22 protein-coding genes and 3 tRNA genes are annotated in these 21,317 nt (G+C 40.1%); 10 read left to right on the top strand and 15 right to left on the bottom strand.

The window, feature by feature from the left end:
- Position 1: 1 nt before the first annotated feature.
- The 3 genes from ACFS6I_RS00865 to ACFS6I_RS00855 all read right to left on the bottom strand — a co-directional run bounded on the left by ACFS6I_RS00865 (position 2) and on the right by ACFS6I_RS00855 (position 303).
- Positions 2-77: transfer RNA gene (locus ACFS6I_RS00865), tRNA-Phe, on the bottom strand.
- A gap of 37 nt (positions 78-114) precedes the next feature.
- A tRNA-Phe gene (locus tag ACFS6I_RS00860) sits at positions 115-190 on the bottom strand.
- 37 nt (positions 191-227) lie between these two features.
- Positions 228-303: transfer RNA gene (locus tag ACFS6I_RS00855), tRNA-Phe, on the bottom strand.
- 187 nt (positions 304-490) lie between these two features.
- Between ACFS6I_RS00855 and mnmA the strand changes: the two genes are divergently transcribed.
- Positions 491-1,582, top strand: a complete 1,092-nt coding sequence (gene mnmA, locus ACFS6I_RS00850) for a tRNA 2-thiouridine(34) synthase MnmA (protein ID WP_132771329.1) — start codon at positions 491-493, stop codon at positions 1,580-1,582.
- A gap of 77 nt (positions 1,583-1,659) precedes the next feature.
- Here the strand turns inward: mnmA and ACFS6I_RS00845 are convergent, their stop codons facing one another.
- Both ACFS6I_RS00845 and ACFS6I_RS00840 read right to left on the bottom strand, forming a co-directional pair.
- A complete protein-coding gene (locus ACFS6I_RS00845; RefSeq protein WP_380917431.1) occupies positions 1,660-2,100 on the bottom strand; it encodes a nuclear transport factor 2 family protein in 441 nt (146 codons plus the stop codon).
- Positions 2,101-2,395: 295 nt separating this feature from the next.
- Positions 2,396-2,779: a winged helix-turn-helix transcriptional regulator gene (locus tag ACFS6I_RS00840; RefSeq protein WP_380917429.1), complete on the bottom strand. Its 384-nt coding sequence runs from the start codon at positions 2,777-2,779 to the stop codon at positions 2,396-2,398.
- Positions 2,780-2,904: 125 nt separating this feature from the next.
- Between ACFS6I_RS00840 and ACFS6I_RS00835 the strand changes: the two genes are divergently transcribed.
- Both ACFS6I_RS00835 and ACFS6I_RS00830 read left to right on the top strand, forming a co-directional pair.
- Positions 2,905-3,699, top strand: coding sequence for an SDR family oxidoreductase (locus ACFS6I_RS00835; RefSeq protein WP_380917427.1), 795 nt, complete (start codon positions 2,905-2,907; stop codon positions 3,697-3,699).
- A gap of 164 nt (positions 3,700-3,863) precedes the next feature.
- On the top strand, positions 3,864-4,046 hold the full coding sequence (locus ACFS6I_RS00830) for a hypothetical protein (protein WP_380917425.1): 183 nt from the start codon (positions 3,864-3,866) through the stop codon (positions 4,044-4,046).
- A 15-nt stretch (positions 4,047-4,061) separates the two neighbouring features.
- Here the strand turns inward: ACFS6I_RS00830 and ACFS6I_RS00825 are convergent, their stop codons facing one another.
- Positions 4,062-4,379, bottom strand: coding sequence for a winged helix-turn-helix transcriptional regulator (locus ACFS6I_RS00825; protein WP_380917423.1), 318 nt, complete (start codon positions 4,377-4,379; stop codon positions 4,062-4,064).
- Positions 4,380-4,502: 123 nt separating this feature from the next.
- Between ACFS6I_RS00825 and ACFS6I_RS00820 the strand changes: the two genes are divergently transcribed.
- Together ACFS6I_RS00820 and ACFS6I_RS00815 are read left to right on the top strand one after the other, a co-directional pair.
- Complete coding sequence (locus tag ACFS6I_RS00820) at positions 4,503-4,907, top strand: nuclear transport factor 2 family protein (RefSeq protein ID WP_208696538.1); 405 nt, start codon at positions 4,503-4,505, stop codon at positions 4,905-4,907.
- Between the two features lie 120 nt (positions 4,908-5,027).
- Entirely contained in the window at positions 5,028-5,843 is an 816-nt protein-coding gene (locus ACFS6I_RS00815; protein WP_380917421.1) for a PhzF family phenazine biosynthesis protein, read from the top strand.
- A 175-nt stretch (positions 5,844-6,018) separates the two neighbouring features.
- Here the strand turns inward: ACFS6I_RS00815 and ACFS6I_RS00810 are convergent, their stop codons facing one another.
- The gene (locus tag ACFS6I_RS00810; protein ID WP_380917420.1) at positions 6,019-7,332 is read right to left on the bottom strand and encodes an ABC transporter permease; all 1,314 of its coding nucleotides are present in this window, start codon (positions 7,330-7,332) and stop codon (positions 6,019-6,021) included.
- The gene (locus tag ACFS6I_RS00805) at positions 7,325-8,266 is read right to left on the bottom strand and encodes an ABC transporter ATP-binding protein (protein ID WP_380917418.1); all 942 of its coding nucleotides are present in this window, start codon (positions 8,264-8,266) and stop codon (positions 7,325-7,327) included. The genes ACFS6I_RS00810 and ACFS6I_RS00805 overlap by 8 nt, the downstream gene beginning before the upstream one ends.
- 284 nt (positions 8,267-8,550) lie before the next feature.
- On the opposite strand from ACFS6I_RS00805, the gene yihA reads away from it, so the two are divergent.
- The 3 genes from yihA (at position 8,551) to ACFS6I_RS00790 (ending at position 11,742) form a co-directional block, all read left to right on the top strand.
- A complete protein-coding gene (gene yihA / locus ACFS6I_RS00800; protein WP_132771334.1) occupies positions 8,551-9,258 on the top strand; it encodes a ribosome biogenesis GTP-binding protein YihA/YsxC in 708 nt (235 codons plus the stop codon).
- A 3-nt stretch (positions 9,259-9,261) separates the two neighbouring features.
- Positions 9,262-10,113, top strand: coding sequence for a UbiA-like polyprenyltransferase (locus ACFS6I_RS00795; protein ID WP_380917416.1), 852 nt, complete (start codon positions 9,262-9,264; stop codon positions 10,111-10,113).
- Between the two features lie 168 nt (positions 10,114-10,281).
- Entirely contained in the window at positions 10,282-11,742 is a 1,461-nt protein-coding gene (locus ACFS6I_RS00790; RefSeq protein ID WP_132771336.1) for an alanine/glycine:cation symporter family protein, read from the top strand.
- A gap of 47 nt (positions 11,743-11,789) precedes the next feature.
- Here ACFS6I_RS00790 and ACFS6I_RS00785 read toward each other — a convergent pair whose 3' ends face one another.
- Both ACFS6I_RS00785 and ACFS6I_RS00780 read right to left on the bottom strand, forming a co-directional pair.
- Entirely contained in the window at positions 11,790-12,551 is a 762-nt protein-coding gene (locus ACFS6I_RS00785; protein WP_021189035.1) for a murein L,D-transpeptidase catalytic domain family protein, read from the bottom strand.
- Positions 12,552-12,643: 92 nt separating this feature from the next.
- Positions 12,644-13,693: a L,D-transpeptidase gene (locus tag ACFS6I_RS00780; RefSeq protein WP_132841574.1), complete on the bottom strand. Its 1,050-nt coding sequence runs from the start codon at positions 13,691-13,693 to the stop codon at positions 12,644-12,646.
- Between the two features lie 242 nt (positions 13,694-13,935).
- On the opposite strand from ACFS6I_RS00780, the gene ACFS6I_RS00775 reads away from it, so the two are divergent.
- Complete coding sequence (locus ACFS6I_RS00775) at positions 13,936-14,985, top strand: alpha/beta hydrolase (RefSeq protein ID WP_132771338.1); 1,050 nt, start codon at positions 13,936-13,938, stop codon at positions 14,983-14,985.
- 2 nt (positions 14,986-14,987) lie between these two features.
- Here the strand turns inward: ACFS6I_RS00775 and ACFS6I_RS00770 are convergent, their stop codons facing one another.
- Genes ACFS6I_RS00770 through ACFS6I_RS00760 form a run of 3 tightly spaced genes read right to left on the bottom strand, consistent with a single transcriptional unit; the run spans position 14,988 to position 17,174 of the window.
- Positions 14,988-16,190, bottom strand: a complete 1,203-nt coding sequence (locus ACFS6I_RS00770; protein WP_183914462.1) for an oxygenase MpaB family protein — start codon at positions 16,188-16,190, stop codon at positions 14,988-14,990.
- Position 16,191: 1 nt separating this feature from the next.
- The gene (locus tag ACFS6I_RS00765) at positions 16,192-16,554 is read right to left on the bottom strand and encodes a hypothetical protein (protein ID WP_380917412.1); all 363 of its coding nucleotides are present in this window, start codon (positions 16,552-16,554) and stop codon (positions 16,192-16,194) included.
- Positions 16,536-17,174 (bottom strand): YgjP-like metallopeptidase domain-containing protein, encoded by a 639-nt coding sequence (locus ACFS6I_RS00760; RefSeq protein ID WP_380917410.1) that lies wholly within the window; start codon positions 17,172-17,174, stop codon positions 16,536-16,538. The genes ACFS6I_RS00765 and ACFS6I_RS00760 overlap by 19 nt, the downstream gene beginning before the upstream one ends.
- Before the next feature lie 83 nt (positions 17,175-17,257).
- Here ACFS6I_RS00760 and ACFS6I_RS00755 point away from each other — a divergent pair, with 83 nt between their 5' ends.
- Complete coding sequence (locus ACFS6I_RS00755) at positions 17,258-19,261, top strand: M13 family metallopeptidase (protein ID WP_031287693.1); 2,004 nt, start codon at positions 17,258-17,260, stop codon at positions 19,259-19,261.
- A gap of 147 nt (positions 19,262-19,408) precedes the next feature.
- Here the strand turns inward: ACFS6I_RS00755 and ACFS6I_RS00750 are convergent, their stop codons facing one another.
- Positions 19,409-20,383, bottom strand: coding sequence for a bifunctional riboflavin kinase/FAD synthetase (locus tag ACFS6I_RS00750; protein WP_132771342.1), 975 nt, complete (start codon positions 20,381-20,383; stop codon positions 19,409-19,411).
- 44 nt (positions 20,384-20,427) lie between these two features.
- Positions 20,428-21,165: a tRNA pseudouridine(55) synthase TruB gene (truB, locus tag ACFS6I_RS00745; protein WP_183914458.1), complete on the bottom strand. Its 738-nt coding sequence runs from the start codon at positions 21,163-21,165 to the stop codon at positions 20,428-20,430.
- Positions 21,166-21,317 lie beyond the last annotated feature (152 nt).

Genomic DNA, 21,317 nt, shown 5'->3' with positions numbered 1-21,317 from the left:
CTGGTGGTGCCAGCTGGATTCGAACCAGCGACACAAGGATTTTCAGTCCTTTGCTCTACCGACTGAGCTATGGCACCTTCCAAGTTTTTGTTTTGAATCTGTTACTTTCAGATTTGGTGGTGCCAGCTGGATTCGAACCAGCGACACAAGGATTTTCAGTCCTTTGCTCTACCGACTGAGCTATGGCACCTTCCAAGTTTTTGTTTTAAATCTGTTACTTTCAGATCTGGTGGTGCCAGCTGGATTCGAACCAGCGACACAAGGATTTTCAGTCCTTTGCTCTACCGACTGAGCTATGGCACCTTAACCTGCATCCCCGTTTAACTTTGAATGCGATGCAAATATACCCCGATAATTCGAATTCTAAAATTTTTCACCCATTTATTTCATGTATTTTTTTGAAAGACTTGATTTTGATACAGATAAAATTTACAAGAAATTAACACGTAAAAATTTCAAATAGCCTATCTTTGCATTTCAATAAAATAAAATGAGTAAAAGAGGAAGAGTATTAGTTGCTATGAGTGGGGGTGTTGACAGTTCGGTCGCGGCTGTCATGCTTCATGAACAAGGATATGAAGTCATAGGGATCACGATGAAGACTTGGGACTATGCTGCTTCTGGTGGCTCGTCTAAGGAGACCGGATGCTGTAGCTTGGATAGTATCAACGATGCACGTTCTTTGGCGGTGAATTATGGTTTCCCACATTATATATTGGATATTAGAGATGAGTTTGGCGATTTTGTTATTGACAACTTTGTTGATGAATATATTGCCGGCCGTACGCCAAACCCTTGTGTATTGTGTAATACCCATATCAAATGGGAGGCTTTAATGAAACGCGCCAATAAATTGGACTGCGAATTTATTGCTACAGGTCACTATGCCAATATTCGTCTTCACGATAATAACCGTTACGTGATTTCGAAAGGTAAGGATGAAAACAAAGATCAGTCATATGTACTTTGGGGTGTTGCACAAGAAAACCTGGCACGTACGCAATTTCCATTGGGATCGTTCACGAAAAAAGAAATTCGCCAGATGGCATTGGATATGGGACAGGTGGAGCTTGCCAATAAAGCGGAAAGCTATGAAATCTGTTTTGTACCGGATAATGACTACCGTGCATTCTTAAGACATAAGGTACCTACTTTGGATCAACAGATCGGTCCTGGTAACTTTATCCTAACAGATGGTACTGTGGTAGGACAGCATATCGGTTATCCTTATTTTACGATCGGACAGCGTAAAGGTCTTGGTATCGCATTGGGTAAACCGATGTTTGTAGTCGAGATCCTTCCGGAAAGTAATACCGTGGTGCTGGGTGAAGAACATGAGCTTGAAAAATCATTCGCTTATGTGCGGAATGTAAATTTGGTTAAATATGCTTCTTTGGAGCAGCCTATGGAAGCGATATCTAAGGTGCGTTATAAAGATGCTGGTGCTCTATCTACAATCTCACAACAGGGGGACATGGTAAAGATCGATTTTGTACATAATGTAAAAGGTATTGCTCCTGGTCAATCGGCTGTTTTCTATGAAGGCAATGATTTGATCGGTGGTGGTTTCTTAATGAAATAGTCTATACAGATTTAAATAAAATAGGAAAGGTCTTAAAATTCAATTTTAAGACCTTTTTTCGTTGGGTGGGCTCGTTGCTATTTGTAAGATTCGATGATTTGATTGATTCTCCATTCTTGATTTACGTTACATAGGGTGATACATTCTACTTTTGTGAAATTGTCATACTTCATTTCTACTTTGGCCATAACACAGTTTTCATTTTTCTCCATGATGGTGTAGGTTGTTTTACAATTCTGCTTTAGTCCTTTGTTTGATTTTAAAAAATTGACAACTTCTGATTTGTTGTACGTTTTCGTTTTTGCATTGGATGATTGGGTCCATTTGAAATCATCGGAGAACAAGTGCTGTATACCTTCTGTATTGCCATCTGCAGCGATCTGTACGTAACTGTCAATTACCGTGATGGGATTTGTGTTTCTCGGAGTCTTTCCTTTTGCAAAACTCATGCTCGTCATTGCGACTAATGCTCCGATTAATGCAAATACGATAAAGATTGAGTTTAGTGAATTTTTCATGATTTTTAGCTTTTTAAGGTTTTTTGATTTGTGAATTATTTAATTGATTGAATCAAAGGTATATAAGGGGGCTAAAAGTCGGAATGGTAATCAGGTGAACAGTCGGGTAAACTCGGTAAATGGAGGGGAGGATTCGGTGAATCTTTTGTGAATTTGAAAAGCTCGGTAAAAAATCCGGTAAACGGGAGTTTTATTTGTCGCTAAGCAATTTGCCTATCTTGTTATGATCTGAAATTGGCGATTCTCACTTGTCTATTCTACAGGAGTTGTCTCTTAAAACAATAAGAGTGTTGTTTTATCTATCAGTATCTTCGTGATTTTTAATTTCTTGAAGCTTCGTAATGATATTTCGTAAACGCTCTTCATGATCATCGCCCCATTGTCCTAAAGCCGCGATTACTGGAATTAAAGTTTTACCGAATTCGGTCAGGCTGTATTCCACTTTTGGAGGGACAATCGGATATATTTTCTTTACAATCAATTCGTGCTGTTCTAATTCTTTTAGCTGTATATGCAATACGCGGCGGGAGGCTCCGGGAATTTTGCGCTGGAGTTCGCTTGGGCGTTGATGTCCTGCATTTATAAACCAAAGTAAACGAATTTTCCATTTGCCATACAGTATCTCACCGATGAGGTCGAGACCACAATTAAGATCTAGGGGTATTTTTTTTTCATACATACGACAAAGCTATGGCTATGTTTCAAAATGTGCAATAGGGGAAAAATTTATCCCTATGCAATTCGTTTTTCCGTACTTGTATAAACCGGCTGTGTCGCAGACCTTTGTTTTAAATATTTTAGAACATGGAACAGGAATTTAATTTTAATGATGAATTATCGGGTAAAATTGCTTTGGTAACTGGCGGTACAAAGGGAACAGGTAGGGCTATTGCGGAACGGTTGCTTTATGCCGGGGCGACCGTAATCATTACAGCAAGAAATGAACCTCTGCAGGATAATGGAAAATTGCACTTTATTCAGGCCGATTTAAGTACGTCCTCTGGTACGATAAAGGTCGTAGGTGAAATACTGCAACAATTTGGCAGGCTGGATATTTTGGTAAACAATATAGGCAGTTCTGAAACGAAAGGAGGAGGCTTTGCTGTTTTGAGTGATGAGGATTGGGAAAAGATGTTTTATACAAATTTGCTGGCTCCGGTTCGTCTGGATAGAGAGTTTTTGCCTCAGATGATAGCTCGCGGAAACGGCGTTATCGTTCACATAGCTTCTATTCAGGCTAGATTGCCTTTGTATGATGCCACATTACCTTATGCAGCGGCTAAAGCAGGATTGGTGAATTATAGTAAAAGCTTATCAAATGAAGTTTCACCAAAAGGTATTCGGGTGATGACAGTCTCTCCGGGCTGGATCAAAACAGATGGTGCTACAGGGATGATGGATGAAATCGCGAAAAGAACTGGTATTTCTGTTGATGAAGCGGTGCAGCAGGTCATGGATAGTTTGGGGGGTATTCCTTATGGCCGACCGGCAGAACCTCAGGAAGTGGCCGAATTGGTCGGTTTTTTAGTGTCACCAAGAGCGGCTTATTTGACAGGAACAGAATTTATTATTGACGGAGGTACAATTCCAACAATTTAAAAAACTTAAAAAACACTTGAAATGAACATACCAAAAGTAATAGCCGCATTAGTTCGTGCGCAGAACAATTTTGATTGTGTCTCCTATGCAAATTTTTTTTTCGAAACAGCCCCCTGGTTGTTGACGAGAGTAATACATACAGGGGGAGAAAAGAAATTGAAAATTTGATTGTCGCAGCAAATGATCAATATAAAACCGTCATGAAGCCATTGAGCTATAAAAAAGGAGAAACCGAAAGCATATTAAAAGCAGTAGTTTCTGGAAATTTTACTGGAAGCCCTGTTGTACTGTTTTACCATATTCGGATTGTTAATGAGGAGGTACAATCATTGAAAATTACAGGATAAGGTATTTTTGTATGGTTAAATGTCATGCTTGAGGCCGTACTGGATGATGGTTTGAATAATGGGTAGCAATTCTTTTCCTTTTTCGGTCAAGGTATATTCGACCTTTGGCGGGATTTCGGCAAAGGACTTTTTATGGACAATATCTTTATCGCATAAAAACTTCAATTGGCTGATCAGCATTTTCTCACTGATTCCGACAATACAGCGCTTCAGTTCGCCGTAACGGATGGTGCGTTCGCTAATCTGGAAAATAATGAGCATGGTCCATTTTCCGCCGATGATTTCAAGTGTTTTCCTTAGGGGACAGTTTTCGTCAGAAATATTTATATACATTGTGCTGTAAATCAGTAATTATTACTTTAGCGTAAGTACCCTACTTTTAGATAGGTACTTGACTATTGTACTGCAAATGTAGAAATTTGTCATTTAATTTACTCACTTATAAAATTAAATAGGATGTCAAAAAACGTAAAAATAGTGCAGTCGTATTTTAATGCGGTGGCAACAGGAGACTTTGATACAGTAGGAAGTTTATTTGCAGATGATATTGTATGGCATCAGCCGGGAAAAGGTATTCAATCTGGAACGTATACCGGAAAAGCAGCGGTGTTTGCTCATTTGGGGAACTTTATGCAATGGAGCAACGGTACCTTTGCTATTGATGATATTGAATATACAAGTGATAATGGAAATCTTGTGGCAGCTTCAATTCATTTCAAAGCAGCAAAAGGTGAGGGGACACTTGCGATGAAAGGTGTCGATCTATTGCGGATAGAAGATGACAAAATAAAAGAAGTCTGGCTGTTTTCAGAAAGAATTGAAGTGGAAGATGATTTTTGGAACAGTGCAGCGAAGAATTAAGACTTGAAGGGGAAATGAGGGTAAGATTTTAGGGTTCTGCTTTGCCTAATTGCATTAACTGTGCTTTGTGCTGTATCCTATAAAAATCGTGTTGCTGTATCTGTATCCATTAAGACTTATATGATAACTTTGTTTAAAAGGAATAAGAATATGAAATTAACAATTTATCAGGTAGATGCTTTTACGGATATGGTATTCAAAGGAAATCCTGCGGCCGTTTGTCCCTTAACGGAGTGGCTGGCGGACGATATTCTATTAAAGATCGCCGCAGAAAATAATCTATCGGAAACCGCTTTTTATGTGCCTAAAGGTGATGGTTATGAAATCCGTTGGTTTACACCTGCATCGGAAGTAGATCTTTGTGGTCATGCAACTCTTGCCACGGCCTACGTTTTGGCCCATTGTGAAAAGCAAGTAAAGGAAACGATTAATTTTTATTCGCCAAGAAGTGGCAAACTTCCCGTAAGCGTACAGCAGGATAAATTTGTGCTCAATTTTCCTGCAGACCAGTTTTCGGAAACTGAATTGAGCGATGCACTGCTGGCAGTAACGGATAAAAAACCGATTGCAGCTTATCGCGGAAAGACTGATTATATGCTGGTTTTCGAGAAGCAAAATGATATCGAGGCTTTAAAACCCAATCTACCTTTGATGACTGGTATGGCTGCAAGGGGATTTATCGTAACGGCGAGAGGAGAAAACCATGATTTTGTTTCCCGCTTTTTTGGACCTGCAGTTGGTGTTAATGAAGATCCTGTCTGTGGCTCGGCACATACGACGCTGACGCCTTATTGGGCAGGACAACTCAATAAAACTGAATTGAGGGCATTTCAGCTTTCAGAACGTACGGGTGAAGTATACTGCCGTCTGCTGGGCGACAGGGTAGAGCTGGCAGGAAATGCGGTGCTTTATATGAAAGGCGAGATTTATATTTGAACAAACAGTATTGATGTAACCTGTGTAGCAAGATGCGTCTGATATATTTTTTTGGGTTTCACTGCACATTGTGAAAAATCGTCCCTAATATTAAAATGTTTGTTTTACGGTAATTAAAACTAAAAACAGCTCTTTAGGATTAATAAAGAGCTGTTTTTGTTATGTTTAAAAGGGTTTAATACTTCATCCATTTGATGATTTCTTTCCAGTTTGCCTTTTTTCCGTAGATGAGGATACCTACGCGGTATATTTTGGCTGCTAACCAGGTGACCAGTAGAAAGGTGCTTACCAACAATGCCAGCGATACAGCAATCTGCCAGGTGGGTACACCGAACGGAATACGGACCAGCATGGCAATAGGGGAGGTGAAAGGTATAAAGCTTAGCCATGTTGCAATGGGGCCGTTAGGATCGTTAATAATGACTCCGAACGACAAGACATAGGTCAATAGCAAAGGCATGGTAATGGGCATGGTAAATTGGTTGGCTTCTGTTTCACTATCCACTGCTGATCCTACGGCAGCAAATATGGCGCTGTAAAGTAAATAACCGGATAGGAAGAACAGAAAGAAGCAAACGATAATTTCGGTGACATTGACTGATTCCAGATGCTGTAAAATGCCAGATCCAAGACCTGAAGCCGGTGCCTGACTGACCGTGTTCATGCCGGGGCCTCCTTGTTGCATTGCAGCCTGTTCTACGGTTTCTTTATTGATCAGTTTGGTGGCTCCAAAAACCAGGCCTCCGGTCAAGATGATCCAGAGTAGGAACTGTGTGAGTCCGACCATTCCGATACCGATGATCTTGCCCATCATAAGTTGGAAAGGTTTGACCGATGAGATGATAACTTCGATAATGCGATTGCTCTTTTCTTCAATTACACCACGCATCACCTGTACACCATAAAGAAACAGGGATAAGTAAACCAATACGGCTAATCCTACACCTATACCCATAGCAATACCTGTGTTACTGTTCTTCTCCTCGCCATCTTCTGTTAGCTCTTTGGCATTGACGCTGATATGAGGTTGCACCGATTGTAACAGCTCTGGGTCGATACCTAGCTTCTTGTATTCGCCGATGCGGATGATGCCTTCAAGTTGTCTTGCTACTGCATTCTGGATCGTGATATTGGCTTTATCTGCTGAAATCAGCTCGATGGTAGACTGCTGATAAATTTCTTTCGGAATGACCAGGATGGAGCTGTTTTGCTCATCGTCTTTAATCTGCTTTTTAAGATCCTGCAATGAGCGGTCGCTCACACTAAAAGTAATGTTGGGGTCGCTTTTCAGCTGCTGTGCAAAACTACCCTGCTGATCCAGAATATATACATGTGCATGGGCGTCTTTGAAACTTTTCTTGGTCAGATAAAATATCCCTCCATAAAGCGCAATAAAAAATAATGGGACTAGAAAAGTCATCAATAAGAATGATTTCTTTTTGACACGGGAGAAGTATTCGCGCTGAATAATGAGTAGTATCTTATGCATGGTCGGTTTCTTTTTTAGCGTTGTTGGATAGGGTCACTTCCTCGATGAAAATATCATTGATAGAGGGTACTATTTCTAATACTTGATGAATTTCGGCCAGAGGTAAGAGCTTTGTGAGTACTTGATTGATGCTAATGTCTTGGTTTAACTTAATGGTGATAGTTGTTTTGTTTTCAGATTGTTCTATATTTTTTAATTGGTATAGATTTTCTATACGCATTGATTTTTCATCATTAACGGCCTGTAATTCGATTTTGTAGGTCTGATTTTTATAGTTGTTTTTGATGTCATGAATATTGCCGTCAAGGATCTTTTGGGAGCGGTTAATAAGTGCAATGTGGTCGCAAAGTTCTTCTACGGACTCCATTCTATGCGTCGAAAAGATGATTGTAGCCCCTTTTCGGTTCAATTCAAGGATTTCATCTTTGATTAGACTGGCATTTACAGGGTCAAATCCGGAGAAGGGCTCATCTAATATAATAAGATCAGGTTCATGGAGTACGGTCGCAACAAACTGTACTTTCTGTTGCATACCTTTACTAAGGTCCTCAACCTTTTTATCCCACCATGACAAAATGTCAAGCTTCTCAAACCAATGATTTATTCGAACATTTGATTCTTTCTTACTCAGTCCTTTAAGTTGTGCTAAGTAAAGCATTTGTTCTCCTATCTTCATCTTCTTGTAAAGGCCTCTTTCCTCTGGGAGGTAGCCAATTCGTTCGATATGTTTGGGTGCTAATAGCTCTCCGTCGAATAGTATTTCGCCCGAGTCCGGTCCTGTGATCTGGTTGATGATCCGGATCAGGGAAGTTTTACCGGCCCCATTGGGTCCTAAAAGTCCGAATATTTTTCCTTTGGGAATACTGAGGGAGACATGGTCCAGTGCTCTATGACTGGCATAGTCTTTTACAACATTTTTGATTTCTAAAAGCATGTATTATTTTGGTTAGTCATATGTGTTTAAACTATTTTTTTAAATCGGTTATCTGGCATGGTATTCCTGGTGCTTTAATGTGTTATAGCAAAATGCTCTCCTGCTGTATTTCGGTCTTTATTTGTACCGATGCGCGTTAGATGGCCATGTTCACCAGCATATTTTTATCATTAGTAAAGCTGATCTGTGAAACGTTACACTTTTCCCCCCTTTTTTGTTTTTAAATAATGAAACGGATTGGAGTTCAATTTGTCAAAAGGATAGTTTTATGCTACCTTTGCAAGATGCAAATTAAAAAAGCCGAATTCATCTGTAGTAATACACGAGTTGATAAATTGCCAGAAGGCAAACTCCCTGAGTATGCTTTTATTGGTCGTTCCAATGTGGGTAAATCATCACTGATCAATGCTATGGTTGGTAAGAAAGGTTTAGCTAAAACTTCTCAAAAACCGGGTAAGACTCAGCTGATCAACCATTTTATCATCAATGACGATTGGTTTCTAGTGGATTTACCGGGTTATGGTTTTGCAAAAACATCGAAGTCCAACCGTGAAGCTTGGGAGAAATTTATTCGCCGTTATTTGACGCATCGCGATAATTTGCAGTGTATATTTGTTTTGATCGATAGCCGTCATGAACCTCAAAAAATAGATCTTGAATTCTGTTACTGGTTAGGTGAGCGGGGTTTACCTTTTATGTTAGTATTCACGAAAGCTGATAAGCAGTCTAACGTGAAGTCTGATGTGAATATGTCTAAATTTAGAAAAGCATTAGCGGAGTGGTTTGAGGAAATTCCAAAGTGTTTCCTAACTTCTGCTGAAGTGAAGTCGGGCTGTGATGCTATTTTAGAGACGATCGGGGATATCAATACCCGTTTTGTTATGCCTGATTTAACGGCTCCTAGTGATGAAGTCGGGTATGAAGAAGGGGATGAAGATAAATATGGTGATGTGGATCCAGATCGTTATCGTCACGCTGGTGAAGAGGAGTAGTCCATGAAGAAGTATCTGTCCCTCGTACTGTTTGCGCACAGTATTTTTGCATTGCCTTTTGCTTTTATTGGCTTTTTCCTGGCTTTACATACCACTAATCATACTTTTGACTGGAAGTTACTCGTATTAATGCTGGTTTGTATGGTGACCGCACGTAATGCGGCTATGGCCTTTAACCGTTACCTTGACCGTGATATCGATATTTTGAATCCTCGAACGGCAATGCGCGATATACCTGCGGGGCGGATTTCTGCTAGAGGGGCATTGCTATTTACAATCATAAACTGTGTGTTTTTTGTCGTTGCGACTTACTTTATCAACAGTTTATGCTTTATGTTGTCACCTATTGCTTTATTTGTCGTACTCTTTTATTCTTATACTAAGCGTATTACGGCTTTATGTCATCTGGTGCTCGGTCTAGGTTTGGGGCTTGCTCCGGTGGGTGCATATCTTGTGGTAACGGGTCAGTTTCATATTGTTCCTGTACTTTACGGCCTTGCCGTATTGTGCTGGGTGAGCGGTTTTGATATTATCTATGCTCTGCAGGATGAGGCGTTTGACCGTGAGCATAAGCTGAATTCCATTCCAGTATTGTTGGGTACTAAAGGAGCGCTACGTTTTTCCGAGATCCTGCATGTATGTTCGTTTATATTTGTGCTCTTGCCGGTTCTGTATATGGAGGTGGGATGGTTCTATTATCTGGGTGTTGTTTTTTATGGCAGTTTGCTAATCTATCAGCACCGGATTGTGAGTCCAACCGATCTTAGCCGCGTAGATCGCGCTTTTATGACGACCAATGGTATCGCATCTGTTATTTTTGCAGTTTTCTATCTGCTGGATATTATCGTGCTTTAGACGATAGCGTCCAGATTTATATTTTTTATGGTCAAAGCCAGATTAATCTTGATTAATCTGGCTTTTTGTATTTTCTGCTCTATTTTTTGTGCCATCCTGAATAAAAATTTATATTTTCAGGGCTTGTTATTAGGATGTGTACACCAATTATTTGTAAAAGCTTAGATTATGGTAGATAATAATTTTGAAAATTTTGTAAAAATCGCATCGGAGCTGGTGTGGAGTGATGTTTTTATTTACCTGTGTCTTTTGACGGGTTTGTATTTTTCTGTACGGACTGGATTTCTGCAGTTGACCTATATTAAAGATATGCTGCGATTGCTGTTTCAGAAAAAGCAGTCGGACGAGGGTATATCATCTTTTCAGGCCTTTGCATTGGCAATTTCGGGCCGCGTGGGCACAGGAAATATCATCGGAGTGGCCACGGCGATCTATATGGGAGGTCCGGGTGCAATTTTCTGGATGTGGGCGATTGCTTTCCTAGGTGCTGCATCTGCTTTCGTGGAGTCTACGCTGGCGCAGGTGTTCAAACAGCAGGTCGGAGATGAGTTTAAAGGTGGTCCTGCCTATTATATTGAAAAATGTCTAGGTGTGAAATGGTATGCGGTTCTGTTTGCCTTAATAACCATTGCAAGTACAGGCTTTTTACTTCCCGGCGTGCAAAGTAATGCTATTGCATCTTCGATGCACAATGCATTTGAAATACCTGTCGCTTATACGGGGATTGGAGTGGTGGTTTTGTTGGCTGTTATTATTTTCGGCGGTGTACAGCGTATTGGCCGAGTGGCTGAACTAGTGGTGCCGTTTATGGCGGGAGCGTATATTTTAATGGCTTTAGTGATCATCGCTTTAAATTATACACAGATTCTGGATGTGTTTGGTCTTATCTTCAGTTCTGCATTTAGCCTGAATGCCACTTTTGGCGGCGTTGTGGGCATGGCGATTGCCTGGGGTGTCAAGCGTGGCATCTATAGCAATGAGGCCGGACAGGGCACCGCACCGCATGCTGCGGCCGCAGCGGATGTGAGTCATCCTGCACAGCAGGGTTTGGTACAGGCTTTTTCGGTGTATGTGGATACAATATTCGTTTGTACAGCAACAGGACTCATGATTTTATTTACCAATCAGTATAATGTGGGGCAATTTGATGGCGCCGGTCAACTGGTCGGTTTTATATCGGAGCATATACCAGGGGTCAATTACACGGCCTTCACACAGGCGGCGGTGTCGCATCATTTTCCATTGATCGGAAATGGCTTTGTGGCCATCGCTTTGTTTTTCTTTGCATTTACGACGGTTATGGCTTATTACTACTATGCGGAAACCAACTTATCGTATATCTTTTCCAATAAGGTAAGTCCGGCGGTCACCTGGATATTGCGTATTGTATTTCTTGCGGCGGTATACTATGGTTCTGTGAAAACAGCGGAGATTGCCTGGGCAATCGGTGATATCGGTGTAGGGCTGATGGCTTATGTCAATCTGATCGCCATCTTACTGATGAGTAAAACAGCGCTCAAGGTATGGCAGGATTATAAAGTGAAGCGTAAAAGAGGGGATATGAATCCAACATTCAGTGCCAAGGAACTGGGAATTAAGAATGCGGAGTTCTGGGATAAAGAGAAATAAAAGGAATAAAAAAATCCCTCAACAAGTGTTGAGGGATTTTTTTATGTTTAATTCATTTTTCCGAATTTATCTCCGGCCATATCTTTCTCATAGTAGGCGGTAAGATCATCCCGGTGATTCAGCACTTTTGATTTGGCTATATACTCCTGGTTGTCGGCATAGATGAATAGTAATGATCCATCTTTAATGGTATTGATAATAGGCTTCGCTAACTCTCTAGGCAGCGCAGGACAGCCGTAGCTTCGTCCTAAGCGTCCCAATGAACTTACGATGCGTGGATTTGCATAATCTGCGCCATGAACCACTACAGCTCTTGATTTGGCTCTATCATTAAAGCCCTCTTCCAGTCCATTTAAAACCAAAGAGTAACCATTTGAACCTTGATAAGTATTCTCCGTTACATAAAAGCCCAATGAGCTCTGGAATGACTCCGGCGTGTTTGAAAAAGAAGTAGCGTAATTACTACCACTATTTTTACCGTGTGAAACGAGCGAATGAAAAAGGACTTTTTCGTTTTTAAGGTCTAGGACGACAAGCCTTTTTTCGGTAGATGGTAAAGTGAAGTCAATGATTGATAATACATCTTTGTTTTTGGCGGGAAGTAATCTATAGCCTTCCATCGCTTCTTTAAATGCTTTATAATTGACTACATCTTTGAGATTCATGCTTTCGTAGAGTGCATCTACTTTTGATATTTTCTTTTTAACTGTAATTTCTTTTTTATGAATTTCTGTCGGTACTACATTTTTAGATTCTGAGAACAACGCTGCATACAAACCCATAAATAAAATGAACACTAATTTCTCCATACTTTATCCCTTATTTGTTTTTCGATAGCAAATTTAAGAACTAAAGATAGTTAAAAAGTGTAAAAAATTGTTAATCAGTATCTTAATTATCGTTAATCAATAACTATTACCAAAGTCTGGAAGTCTTTTGACCGTTTATAAACAAATTGTGCATGTGATGACGCATTTCTGACACACATATGTGACCTCGGGATGGTGCCTAAGCTCCAGCTGTATTCGATCACTTTACCGTTCGGATTATTGACAGGAACGCCGTGTACGTACGCTCCTGCCGTAAAACGGCTTGCAAATGGGGCGTAACCTTCGATAGATTTTGTGCCATCTTTGAAATAAAACATCTTGGATTTATGCTCCTGTAAAACAAAGATTCCAGTAGGAGTTTCCTGTGCGTGAGGAGGCTTGTGACGGCCTGTAGTGGCTGGATTCATGCTTCTTACTGCCCATCCTTTTTCTGTTTTATCCAGTGTACAAATATTTTGGTTTGTAACATCCACGACGATTACTTTGTCAAATCTGACAGAATCGCCTATTGTTTTGAGGTATCTTTTCGGTACTTCCCAAGTTCCTTCGAAGGAAACACCTTCCACTTTGACACGTTGTAACGTATCGCTACTCTGCAGTTTAACCAGCCATCCATCTCTACCATAAATGGAAGGTAATTTGGTTTCGCCTTCACGATATAAGGGACTCGCTTGGTAGCGTTCTGTTCCTAGGGAGTCAGCAACACGTTTATAGGAATCTCTTTTGAAATGTGGAATAGTAGGTGCCTCACCATTTGAATTCTGATAGTTTTGCAGCACACCATAAATAGCGTTGCCGTTCTGGAAATTCTCAACAAAAGCCAGTTTTTCTTTTATTTTATCCCATTGAAATTGCCTTACTGTATCTTTATAGGGATAAGTGTCTTCTAATGTATACTTGGTGTACTGGAGTTCTTTGGTAATTTCAATATCTGCCGCTGTTTTTGGTTTGGCCTTCGCGATTTCTTCTTCTTTCTTTCTAATCGCATCGATTGAATCTTTTGTTTTCTCCTTTTTCTTTTCTTCCGGATCATTTTTTGATTGTCCTTGTTGGCAAGAAATAAACAAAAAGGAAACGAAAAAACTATATATTAAAATGTTTTTAATGTACAAATGCTTCATAAAACAGGGCTCATTAAGATTTTTACTTTTGAGAAAAGGTACATTATTGTATCGATGCCCCTTTTCTGAATGATTTCATTACCAAACATAGTGCCGAGATTTACATGGATGGATTAAAGATACAAGCTGTTCGCGGAATAGTAAGAGTTAAATTTTTCATTTATCGACTATATATTGAATGGCAGTAAAACAATTTTATAATGATGAGGTTGTATCAATAATTTCTGCTATTTTTAATGTATATGATTTCAAACTTACGTTACTTAATAATACTTGTATTTATATCGTCCTGTGGGATTATGCACAATGTGCCTCTTTCACAGAAGCCGAATTCGTTTGATAAACCCAATATTTCCAATTCTTTTGTGGATCAAAACGGGAATTTTTATCCTGATAATTGGCGTAAGACGTACGGCAGCCCACCTAGTAATGGAAAAAGAGATGCTTACTCTTTAATGAAAATCGCGGCAGACAAAGGTATCACGGATGAGCTGACGGGATTTGAAGTGAAAAAACTAAGGGAATTTAAAGAGCGTGTGAAAACGAAGAAGCGTGTTTTTGTGTTTGTTCACGGCTTTAATGCAAACAATGAAGAAGTAAATGAGAGTTACGGTTATATCCAGAAGCTTATTAAGGTCAATGCTAAGGATGATGAGATTGTGCGTTTTTATTGGGACGGGCTATGGACGAGCAATCCTTTTGCCGGGGCAAAAATCTGGTTTACCGCGACTTCCTTTAGTCAGATGGCCGGTGAGTTTGGTTTAAGGCGTGTGCTGAATACGATTTCAAATAAAGATGTCTATATCATTTCACACAGTCGAGGTGCTTCTGTGGTACTGAGTGCATTGGCGGAACCGCATTTCAATGAGAAGTTTGTAAAAGACATCAAGGAAATTCATAATGTTGATGTGGAAAACGCGAAAGAACTCTTGGAGAATAAAAACAGGATTACCTGTATTATGCTAGCTCCGGCAATCGGATTAGCTGATTTTAAATCGCAGGAGGCAGGCAATGATTCCTTCTGTACGATAAGTCCACAGGTGAAAAAAATGCACATTACAATCAATAATACAGATAAGATGCTGAAGAAGTTTTTCGGTTTTTTTGCCGATAAATTTAATCCGACCGACCTGGGCTATAAAGATAATGTGTACAATGAGCTGGTGAAGCAGTATACCTGCTTTGATAAAACAGACTTCTCGGGTATGGAAAGCCATGCATTCAATAGCTATATTCGCAGTCCGAAATTTAAAACGATGCTAAAAGCAAATGGTATTGCTTTAGCGAAATAGTGTTAGTGTTGTTTGTTGTTCTCCCGGTTATTGTAGGTTAAGTAGATTCTCTTGACTTCCATTTGCTCGGCTCTTCCTTTATTGATGAGAAGCTGACGTTGTTGGGTAAGTCTGGACTTGTTATTACGCATTTTGTTTTTTAAAACATTGAGATAGGCTATGGCACCAATTCTGGTGGTGTCGAGGCCTAAAAGCCTACAGGAATAGCTGCCTAGGAGAAAATGGTTATAATAAAGATGAATTTCGCGCATCATTTTACGTCCCAGCGCTGATTCCGGATAATATGCGGCTATAGGCTCTTCCTGTAGGGCCTGGGCCAATAACCTGGAATCGGCATCGCCTTCTTTTTGTGTCATGGTCCAGTAGTAGAGCGCTTCAATAGCCTGTTGTTCCGTATCAGGAAGTAGTTGCAAGGGGATACCTAACAAGTAACCGATATATTTCCAGAGGTGAAGTACTGCTGTTATTTCTTCTGGAAGGATCTGAAATTTCATGCGCTGTAACCCGACGATAAAGACCAGCGAAAATCCCAGGTTGGTGGCAAGCATGTCCCACTGATTGAGCGGTAGGCCCCATTCATTTTTGTCCCAATCCGTCTTCGCCAGAATATTGATCCGTGAGAAAGCATGGATCATACGGGTTTCCATTACTTTCTGATAACCGATCTGCCCGCTTTTTAAAGATCCATTTTCCATGATGTCTACCCAAAAGTCTACTGTATCTGCCAGGCGCTTCACGGCTCCTTTTTTTAGTGCACCGGTATAGATAAGTGGTTTATTGATTGCTGCAGATTCGTAACCACCCATGAGGCAGTAGTCGCGCAAGACGATCAGACCGCTTAATCCTGCTCGCTGACTTACTGCGATGCCACTTTCCAGCAGTTCCCAGTTTAGCCAGGACGGAGAGCTCTCAATCGAAGAGAAAAAAGTGTCAAGTGCTTCTCTATAGGGCTCATCGACATTTTCCGGAGCAACTAAATACGCACGCAGTAATTGCTGTCCCTTGCCAAAACCAACTTGCTGATGGAGCTTTCTGACCAATTCATCTGCCGGTTCATCGCAGTTGAAGAGGTAGGGAACCAACTTGTTTGCTTCCCGAAGGTCGGGCTGCTTTGGCAGTTTTTTTAACAGTTCTACTCCGGCACCTGCGGTCCAATAATGATGAAAGGAGGATGTATTTGTTTTGAATCGGCTCGGTATTTCCATCTTAATTGTCTATATCCCAATTCATAAAATTGCCTGTAGCAACGATGTTCCCAGATTTATAGGAGAAATCGAAATCAACGTACTCGGACTGGCAGGAGATCGTATCACTGCAGCAAAATTGGCGGTCGATGTTGAAGCTGATTCGAAATCTACCTTTCTTTTCGATATCGTTGAAAGTGAAACTCGAGACGCTAAGATCGCCGATCTGCGGTGCGCCGTCTTTGTCGGATAGGCTGTCGAATACCGCTTCCTGCAGCTGTTTGCGGTCTTCGGCTGTGATCTGATCGAGCAATAAGGTGAAATTTTGCTTGATTTTCTGTAATGCTGTATCTGTAACCGGTATGTTTAATGTGATTGTTGACATGTTTTTAGTGTATAAGCTAGTTGATGTTCGAGCTGCTGTTCGTCTGGAAAATATGTTGTTCTGATCTTCGGATCTAATGAAATCTGTGAAGAAATGGCTTTAAAGGCCAGGTAATGGAGTTCCGAGACCGATAAGCACGTGACCGATGTGCTAAAAGTAATGTTATTTTCTGCCTGCAGGCTGTAGAGACTCTTTGATAATGCCCTAAGTTTGATCTTACCCACCAGCACATTTAATTTTTCTTCCCAATAACCGATTTCGTCTGCTAGCTGCTGGAGTATAAATTGTTTCTGCCAGTCATGTAGCTGTTTTTGATAAGTTGTCCCTTTACAGTACAAGGTAATGGTTCTGTTTTTAACCAGAATTTTGTTCGAGGTGGTATTCTTGATGAGTTTGAGTAAATAGTTTTGTTGAAAGAGACGTACCGGATGTTCTTGATACTCGACTTCTTCAGAAACTGTTCGGCTATTCTTGTTATTTTTAATAAACTGTTCTAAGGTGCTGATTTCAAAGTCGACGGGAGCAAAAATGCGCGCAATGCCCGGATGTTGCTCCAAGCGGATTTCTTTGGAATCGGTTGTAATGATTTGATAGTTTTTTCCAGCTATTTCGATTTGCATACTGAAATTAAATGTTCGACCTTGTAAACATAATACTAACTTTTATTAAGTTTGTCATTAAATTAAAACAAATAAACGGTAATATGAAAAAACATTCAGTTCTTGCCGCTTTACTGATGTGCGGAGGAATGCTCTTTGCACAGCAGCAGCCGGCAATCAATACAGCCTTTATGGATAAGAGTGTTCGTCCTCAGGATGACTTTTACAATTTTGTAAACGGTCAATGGATGAAGACAGTGTCGATACCTTCGGATAAAGCGCGATGGGGATCTTTTGACGAGCTTCGTGAAAACACAGACATTGCGACGTTGAAGATCTTGAAAGAATCTTTAAGTACCACCTTTGCAAAAGGTTCTGACGGTCAAAAGATCGGTGATTTATATCGCTCTTATATTGATTTTGATAAACGTAACCAATTGGGCGTAACTCCAATTAAACCTTATCTGGATAAAATCGATGCGATCAAGGATTTTAACGGTCTTTACAATTATCTGGTTGAGGTGACGCCAATCGGTGGCAATCCTTTTTTCGGTGCTTATGTCTATGCACACTTAAAAAACAGTAACGTCAATACGGTTTATTTAGGTGCTGCAAGTTTAGGTCTGGGGCGTTCTTACTATCAGGTTGTAGATGCTAAGAATACGGAAACTTTAGGTGATTATTCTAATTTTATCTCGGCGCTTTATAGTAAAGTCGGTCAGCGTACGCGTGACTTAAAGGGTCCGAAGATTGTTGCTTTTGAAAAAGAACTGGCTAAAAACCTGAAAACAGTGGAGCAATCCCGTGATGCTGAAAAGCGTTATAATCCGGTTGCTGTTGCTGATCTGAAGAAAATGGTCAAAAACATTGATATTGCCAAATATCTGAAAGATACGGGTTTTAAAGCGGATACAGTGATTGTTTCAGAACTGGCTTATTATCAGAACCTAGACAAGGTGTTGAAGCCTGAAAACCTAGAAGCGATTAAGGAGGTCTTGAAATTTAACGTGATGAATGATGCTGCGGCATATTTAACAGCGGATCTGGATCAGCTTAATTTTGATTTTTGGGGTAAAAAATTGAAGGGGCAAAAAGAACAGCGTGCGTTGGAAAAAAGAGGAGTTGAATTTGTCAACAGTGTGGCAGGCGAGCTTTTGGGTAAACTTTACGTGAAAGAGAATTTCCCGCCACAAGCAAAAGAGCAGGCAGAGGAATTGGTCGGTTACTTGATCAAATCTTTCCAGCAGCATATCAATGATCTGAAGTGGATGTCGGCCGATACGAAAGTAAAGGCTTTAGAGAAACTTTCGAAATTCAATGTGAAGATCGGTTACCCGGACAAATGGAAAGATTACACTACGTTAAATGTGGGTACTTCTTTATTTGATAATATCCTGAGCGAGCGTAAATGGGCTTTTGCAAAGAATTTAGATAAGCAAGGTAAACCTGTTGACAAATCGGAATGGGGTATGACACCACAAACTGTCAATGCTTATTACAGTCCTTTGTTTAATGAAATTGTATTCCCTGCAGCGATCTTACAGCCTCCATTCTATGATTATAAGGCAGATGCAGCGGTTAACTTCGGTGGTATCGGTGCGGTTATCGGTCATGAGCTGTCTCATGGTTTTGATGATCAAGGAGCTAAATATGATGGAAACGGTAATTTGAACAACTGGTGGACCGAAGAGGATAAGACGAAGTTTGAAGCTTCTGCTGATGCATTGGTAAAACAGTTTGAAGCTTATGAACCGGTACCGGGTGTGAAGGTGAATGGCCGTTTTACTTTGGGTGAAAATATAGGTGACTTAGGTGGTTCTTCTGTTGCTTTCGATGCCTTGAAAATGTACCTGAAAGATAAAGGTAACCCAGGTCTGATCGATGGATATACACAAGAACAACGTTTCTTTTTATCGTGGGCTACGATCTGGAGAACTAAAACAACGGATGAGTTTGTTGTGAACCAAGTGAAAACAGATCCGCATTCGCCAGCTCAATATCGTGCTTTTGCGCCGATTATCAATTTGGATGGTTTTCATGAGGCATTCGGTACGAAGGAAGGTGATAAATTATTTGTCCCTAAAACGGATAGAATTGTGATCTGGTAGTTCTTATTTGTATAGGAAAGATCGAGATTAAAATAGAAAGCCCTTACAGATTCCTGTAAGGGCTTTTCTATTATTTTAGTTAATAGGGTTAGAATTTTTTATACTTCTGAGTCTTCTAGCCATTTCACTTATTAGTTTAGTAACTCTTTAAAAAAGTAATGCTCGGATCTGTTTTTCATCTTCCTGGATCTGATCTTTCATTTCCTGTAAGGAGTCAAAACGTTCGTCATGACGGATGAAATGCAGGAATTTTACGCGTAACGTCTTCCCGTATATATCATCATTGAAATCAAATAAGCTTATTTCAATGCTTCTGTTCATTCCATCTACTGTTGGTCGGGTACCAATGTAGCCCATTCCTTTAGCAATTTTGATTGGCTGTATTTCTACGTATTCGCCTGTGGTAATATTTTGTAAATGATCGAAAATATGAACTTCAACAGCATAGATACCGTATGCAGGAATTAATTTATGCTGTTCGTGCACCTGCAGGTTGGCAGTCGGAAAACCGATTGTACGGCCGATTTGGTCCCCGCGGATCACTGTTCCTGTTAATTCAAAAGGATAGCCCAAGTAAAGGTTTGCGGTCTTGATATCACCGGTAATCAGTGCAAGGCGTATACGTGTTGACGATACTGCAACGTCGTTGATGTCCTGTTCGGGGATCTGTTCCACCGAGTAGTCAAAAATATCAGCGTACTGTTGCAGATCTTTTAAGCTTCCACTTCTATCTTTCCCGAAATGATGATCGTATCCGATCACTATTTTCTTTGTGCCGAGTTTTCCGACCAGTACATTGCTGATGTATTCTTCAGGTGTCTGGTTTGAGAAATCGCGTGAAAATGGTGTGATGATTAAATGGTCGATATCCAATTCAGATAGTCGGCTCACTTTTTCTTCTATATCATTTATAAGACGTAAACTGTCATCATCCGGATTGATAATTAATCTAGGGTGAGGGTAGAAGGTTAACAATACGGTCTCACCGTTAATTTTTTTAGCGCATTCTTTTAGATGAGTTAATATTTTTTGATGACCGATATGGACACCATCAAATGTACCGATGGTAACAACTGCATTTTCCAATGCTTTAAAATCATCTAAACTTCTATAAATTTTCATTTAATGAAATATTTTTCGAGAAATAAATCAATAGAAATCAATCGTTACAATTGAGGTTCTGTGATACTAATTTCTTTGTGAGCCTTTATTTTTTGAATTAATTCTTCTAGGTTCCAAGCATTTTCAACTTGGTAATTGCCACTTTTCGTTCTTCTTAGTGAACTTAAATGTGCACCACTGCTAAGCGCTTTTCCGAAATCGTACGCCAGGGAACGGATATATGTTCCTTTGCTGCATGATACTCTGAAATGAACGACCGGCATTTCTATTTTTTCGATGATAAAGCTGTTAATGGAGACTTTACGTGTTTTTAACTCGACTGTTTCGCCACGGCGAGCCTTTTCATAAATACGTTCTCCGTTTATCTTGATTGCTGAATGTGCTGGTGGATATTGGTCGATATCTCCTTCGAAGGTTTTCGCAGCATCGTGGATCATCTGCTCCGAAATATGATCGGTCGGAAAAGTTTCATCAACTTCGGTTTCCAGGTCGTAAGAAGGGGTCGTGCCACCTAAGGTGATGGTTCCTGTGTATTCTTTATCTTCAGCTTGATAGCTGTCTATTTTTTTTGTGAATTTACCTGTACATACAATTAGTAAACCGGTAGCTAGCGGGTCTAATGTACCTGCATGGCCTACTTTTATCTTTAATGGTTTAATGGAGTTACGAATTTTCCCCACCACATCAAAGCTAGTCCAGGTCAGTGGCTTATCTATCAGTAACATTTGTCCTTCGGCAAATGAAAATACCTTTTCTATTTGATCTTTCTCGTTATTTTCCATTCATTAGTTCAATTGCACTAGATCATTGATTTTATTTTATTTGCTGAATCTCGTTAAAAGAAGCTTCTAGTAAAACAAAGTCAAGCTGATTTTGTATTTTTTTGCAAAGGTACTCATATTATTTTTCGCCATAGCGGGTAAAAGTAAGCGTA

Source organism: Sphingobacterium anhuiense, assembly GCF_042686355.1.
Classification (GTDB): Bacteria; Bacteroidota; Bacteroidia; order Sphingobacteriales; family Sphingobacteriaceae; genus Sphingobacterium; species Sphingobacterium anhuiense.
The sequence above is the reverse complement of the archived record's forward strand: the minus strand, read 5'-3'. Positions and strand labels throughout refer to the sequence as shown.

Coding starts and splice junctions, on each gene's coding strand:
- ACFS6I_RS00765 (WP_380917412.1), bottom strand. CDS start 16,554: ATGTCAACAATCACATTAAACATACCGGTTACAGATACAGCATTACAG.
- yihA (WP_132771334.1), top strand. CDS start 8,551: ATGCAAATTAAAAAAGCCGAATTCATCTGTAGTAATACACGAGTTGAT.
- ACFS6I_RS00835 (WP_380917427.1), top strand. CDS start 2,905: ATGGAACAGGAATTTAATTTTAATGATGAATTATCGGGTAAAATTGCT.
- truB (WP_183914458.1), bottom strand. CDS start 21,165: ATGGAAAATAACGAGAAAGATCAAATAGAAAAGGTATTTTCATTTGCC.
- ACFS6I_RS00755 (WP_031287693.1), top strand. CDS start 17,258: ATGAAAAAACATTCAGTTCTTGCCGCTTTACTGATGTGCGGAGGAATG.
- ACFS6I_RS00805 (WP_380917418.1), bottom strand. CDS start 8,266: ATGCTTTTAGAAATCAAAAATGTTGTAAAAGACTATGCCAGTCATAGA.
- ACFS6I_RS00815 (WP_380917421.1), top strand. CDS start 5,028: ATGATAACTTTGTTTAAAAGGAATAAGAATATGAAATTAACAATTTAT.
- ACFS6I_RS00750 (WP_132771342.1), bottom strand. CDS start 20,383: ATGAAAATTTATAGAAGTTTAGATGATTTTAAAGCATTGGAAAATGCA.
- ACFS6I_RS00825 (WP_380917423.1), bottom strand. CDS start 4,379: ATGTATATAAATATTTCTGACGAAAACTGTCCCCTAAGGAAAACACTT.
- mnmA (WP_132771329.1), top strand. CDS start 491: ATGAGTAAAAGAGGAAGAGTATTAGTTGCTATGAGTGGGGGTGTTGAC.
- ACFS6I_RS00775 (WP_132771338.1), top strand. CDS start 13,936: ATGATTTCAAACTTACGTTACTTAATAATACTTGTATTTATATCGTCC.
- ACFS6I_RS00795 (WP_380917416.1), top strand. CDS start 9,262: ATGAAGAAGTATCTGTCCCTCGTACTGTTTGCGCACAGTATTTTTGCA.
- ACFS6I_RS00810 (WP_380917420.1), bottom strand. CDS start 7,332: ATGCATAAGATACTACTCATTATTCAGCGCGAATACTTCTCCCGTGTC.
- ACFS6I_RS00760 (WP_380917410.1), bottom strand. CDS start 17,174: ATGCAAATCGAAATAGCTGGAAAAAACTATCAAATCATTACAACCGAT.
- ACFS6I_RS00840 (WP_380917429.1), bottom strand. CDS start 2,779: ATGTATGAAAAAAAAATACCCCTAGATCTTAATTGTGGTCTCGACCTC.
- ACFS6I_RS00770 (WP_183914462.1), bottom strand. CDS start 16,190: ATGGAAATACCGAGCCGATTCAAAACAAATACATCCTCCTTTCATCAT.
- ACFS6I_RS00790 (WP_132771336.1), top strand. CDS start 10,282: ATGGTAGATAATAATTTTGAAAATTTTGTAAAAATCGCATCGGAGCTG.
- ACFS6I_RS00820 (WP_208696538.1), top strand. CDS start 4,503: ATGTCAAAAAACGTAAAAATAGTGCAGTCGTATTTTAATGCGGTGGCA.
- ACFS6I_RS00780 (WP_132841574.1), bottom strand. CDS start 13,693: ATGAAGCATTTGTACATTAAAAACATTTTAATATATAGTTTTTTCGTT.
- ACFS6I_RS00785 (WP_021189035.1), bottom strand. CDS start 12,551: ATGGAGAAATTAGTGTTCATTTTATTTATGGGTTTGTATGCAGCGTTG.
- ACFS6I_RS00845 (WP_380917431.1), bottom strand. CDS start 2,100: ATGAAAAATTCACTAAACTCAATCTTTATCGTATTTGCATTAATCGGA.